Source organism: Spirillospora sp. NPDC046719 (assembly GCF_040645715.1).
In the GTDB taxonomy this organism is placed as follows: domain Bacteria; phylum Actinomycetota; class Actinomycetes; order Streptosporangiales; family Streptosporangiaceae; genus Spirillospora.
The window spans coordinates 1-2919 of record NZ_JBEYYT010000743.1 but is presented as its reverse complement, the minus strand read 5'-3'; the positions used below and the strand labels follow the sequence as shown (position 1 = coordinate 2919).

Genomic DNA, 2919 nt, shown 5'->3' with positions numbered 1-2919 from the left:
GGCGAGCCCCGCTCCCCGAAGGCTGACGCCATCATCGTCGCCCCCGCCACCTACAACACCATCAACAAATGGGCCGCAGGCATCAGCGACACCTACGCCCTAGACATCCTCGCCGAAGCCCCCGCCCTAGGCATCCCCGTAGCAGTCCTCCCCTTAGTCAACACCGCTCTAACAGCCCGCACAGCCTTCCAACGCAGTATTACAACTCTCCGCAAGGAAGGCATCCGTATCCTCCTGGGCTTCGGCGAGTTCAGGCCACATCCCCTGGGCGCTGGTCGGTAGCAAAATACCTTCCTATCCGTGGCCTTTAGCTCTCGCCAAGGCTAAATAGGCTTTGGTGGGTACAGCATAGCCTGCCCGGACTTGGCAGGGTTATCCGCAACCTGCAGAGTTGTCGCGTCTTCCGAATGTAATACTTATGCATCGTGAACATCGAGCAAATCGAATTTCGGAAGCGCTATGGGCGCTTCTCTGACCGCTCAACGTAGCTAACGAGTTCCTCGGCTACCGCCGCCGACGCATCGGTGAACTCTAGATCTCGAAGCTGAGACCTAGAGATATTCCATTTGGAAAATTCGGCAAACTTGAGGAGGTACATTCTGTTTCTCCGTTCAACGCACCCTACCTCTTCGAGGTAGTTCAAAACTTGACGGGCGCGCCAATTGCCACTTATCACGAGGTTGTCCATAAGTGGCTCATAAACCGCACCCTCGCCGCGCTTAGCATCTTTGAAGCGCAAGACTATACGGCGTAGCTCCAGATAGAGGGCATATGCCTCGCGTGCTCGCGTTGCCATGAGCTTTAGATTCACGTCCGTTGAGTACTTTGACCAAGGGTACGCAAGCTCCCGGCAGTTAATGAAAAGCTTATTGCGTTCAGCCTGGACTTTTGTGTTCTCGCTCGTCAATGTATTTGCATCTATTACGACGGGGGATTCTTGGTCAGTGACGTACACTTGGAGCTCTCGTGCGACAACCAGCAGGTCAGTGCAGGACATAAAAACATCCGGCCCAAACTTGAAAGATCCTTGATCCCCGCCCAGTATCACTTCAGGTACCTGCCATATGTTCGCATTGCGTAGCTCTCGCGGGAATACAACACTCAGAGATGAAGGGTGGCACCGGAAACGCAGTGGGCCAATCATGGACTTCGAATCGGCCATGCGCAACACCGCGAAAGAAGCGACGAGACGATCCTTCTCTCGACCAACTGAAATATTCAGCTCATCTTGTGACTCACACATGGATTTGAATGATTCGTAGAGAGCACCAATTTCTTCGGAGTGGCAGCTTGCCATTTCGCCACTGTCCCTTGTGCTTAGGGAGAACAGGAAGTACCCAAACATCGGTGAGTGCTTCCAATTAGAGGAAAGTAGGTTTTTGCGAATCGCGCTCGAAGATCTAGCAGAGGTGATAGGGCTGATTAGCGCCCGCGCGGTCACGTAGTCCCTAAAAATGACATTGAACCAACCTTCGCCACGCAAGAACGGATGGTTCGCTAGCTGCGTATTAGCTGCGGCCTCATACGTGTCTCGTATCTTCTCTGGCAAGGCTGCTGGGATGTCCAGGTCGAGTTGCAAGTTTTCCACGTAATCCAAAAGTCGACTACATTGTTCCTCGGGGGTGTAGAGGATGGCTCTGAAGTTGCCATTCTTGAGGTGAGAGTATTCAGCCGTTTCTGTGAATTGGTCCGCAAATTTGGTCTGTTCACGCGAAAGAAGTTGATCAATCACGCGCGCAACCAAGTTCCAATGGTTCAGCCCCCTGCTCTCTTCGCCTTCGTCGCCCGACAAAGAGCGTGATAGAGCCGCGAAGTTGTCCACCGCAAGAAACTCTGAGGCCACGTCAAGTACGGGCGCGTATCCTAGGAACTCTCTAACTTCAGAAGCTTCCCAAATCTGTGTGTTGTTGCGGTCTATCGCCGATGCGAGCATCGCAAGGAGTTGGTCTCGCACCTTCTTATATGGAGCCGAGTGGCGATGGTGGATTAGATCCTGTCCCTGGCGGGCGTAGATGCTTGAAATGCGCTTATCCAGATATTCCTCAGCTTGAGTCTGAGTAAAAGGCAAGAGCTCATAATGTGCGTATGAAATTTTTCTCGCAGTGAAGATTGCTATGAGAGCTCTGATGCTTTCCGCTCGCGAGAAAAGAACTATGCCGGCGTGGTTTGAGATTTGAGACGCTGTATGGGCAACCCCTCGAAGGAAGGCGCTAAAATTGGCTTGCCCCGAACGCACCTCTGCCTCGTCCAAGGCGTCAACTATCAAGGTCGAACGCCCTTCGGACATCTGCTCTGCAAAATCCGCGTAAGCCCTAATTCCCAGGGCTTTCGAAAGTGATCCTTCTAGCGTCGCATCCCCTACCTGGAGTGTAGACAAATCGAGTACGGGAGCGTGGAGGTGATGTCCTAGGTAGCTTGCAGCGGTCGATTTTCCGACTGCGGCCGGCGCGGTCACCAATATGAGTGAAGCCGCGTTTGGATGAGAGGTTTCTATTTGGGCGATCTCTGGGACGACATAATCGCGCGGAATTTTTCGATCTTCTCGAATTCCGTGTGTCGTTGACTGTAGTCCACTCCACGACGACCTGATTCCGCACAGCAAACTTAGGTCTGTCAGAAGCACAATACATCTCCACTCGTATACCGGTATCGGCGGACCTCTAGGTTCAAGTTAGTAAATTTTGATGCTTGTGTGCTTGTTTCGCCAACACTGGGCAGCAAATGGCCGAAAGCGGTCACACGGTGCTCGTCTGTTTAGGTACTTAAGCTGCCGAATTGGGCCGTTTGGGATCAAGGGGCGGCGGCGCTCAGGCCGCTGCGCGGCCCCGCGCCTGGCCGCCCGGAGCGTGCGGCGTGGGCGCCGGTCACCGGGCGGCCGCGCCGGGCCGCGCATCGCGACGCGTCCGCCGACCCCGCCCC

General features: G+C 54.2%; 2 protein-coding genes. One reads left to right on the top strand and one right to left on the bottom strand.

The window, feature by feature from the left end; translation table 11 throughout:
- On the top strand, window positions 1-282 hold a 282-nt coding region (locus ABZ914_RS49560), incomplete at its 5' end, for a flavoprotein (protein WP_500201548.1).
- A gap of 175 nt (window positions 283-457) precedes the next feature.
- On the opposite strand, the gene ABZ914_RS49555 is transcribed toward ABZ914_RS49560, so the two are convergent.
- On the bottom strand, window positions 458-2251 hold the full coding sequence (locus tag ABZ914_RS49555; RefSeq protein ID WP_500201547.1) for a hypothetical protein: 1794 nt from the start codon (window positions 2249-2251) through the stop codon (window positions 458-460).
- Between the last annotated feature and the right edge of the window lie 668 nt (window positions 2252-2919).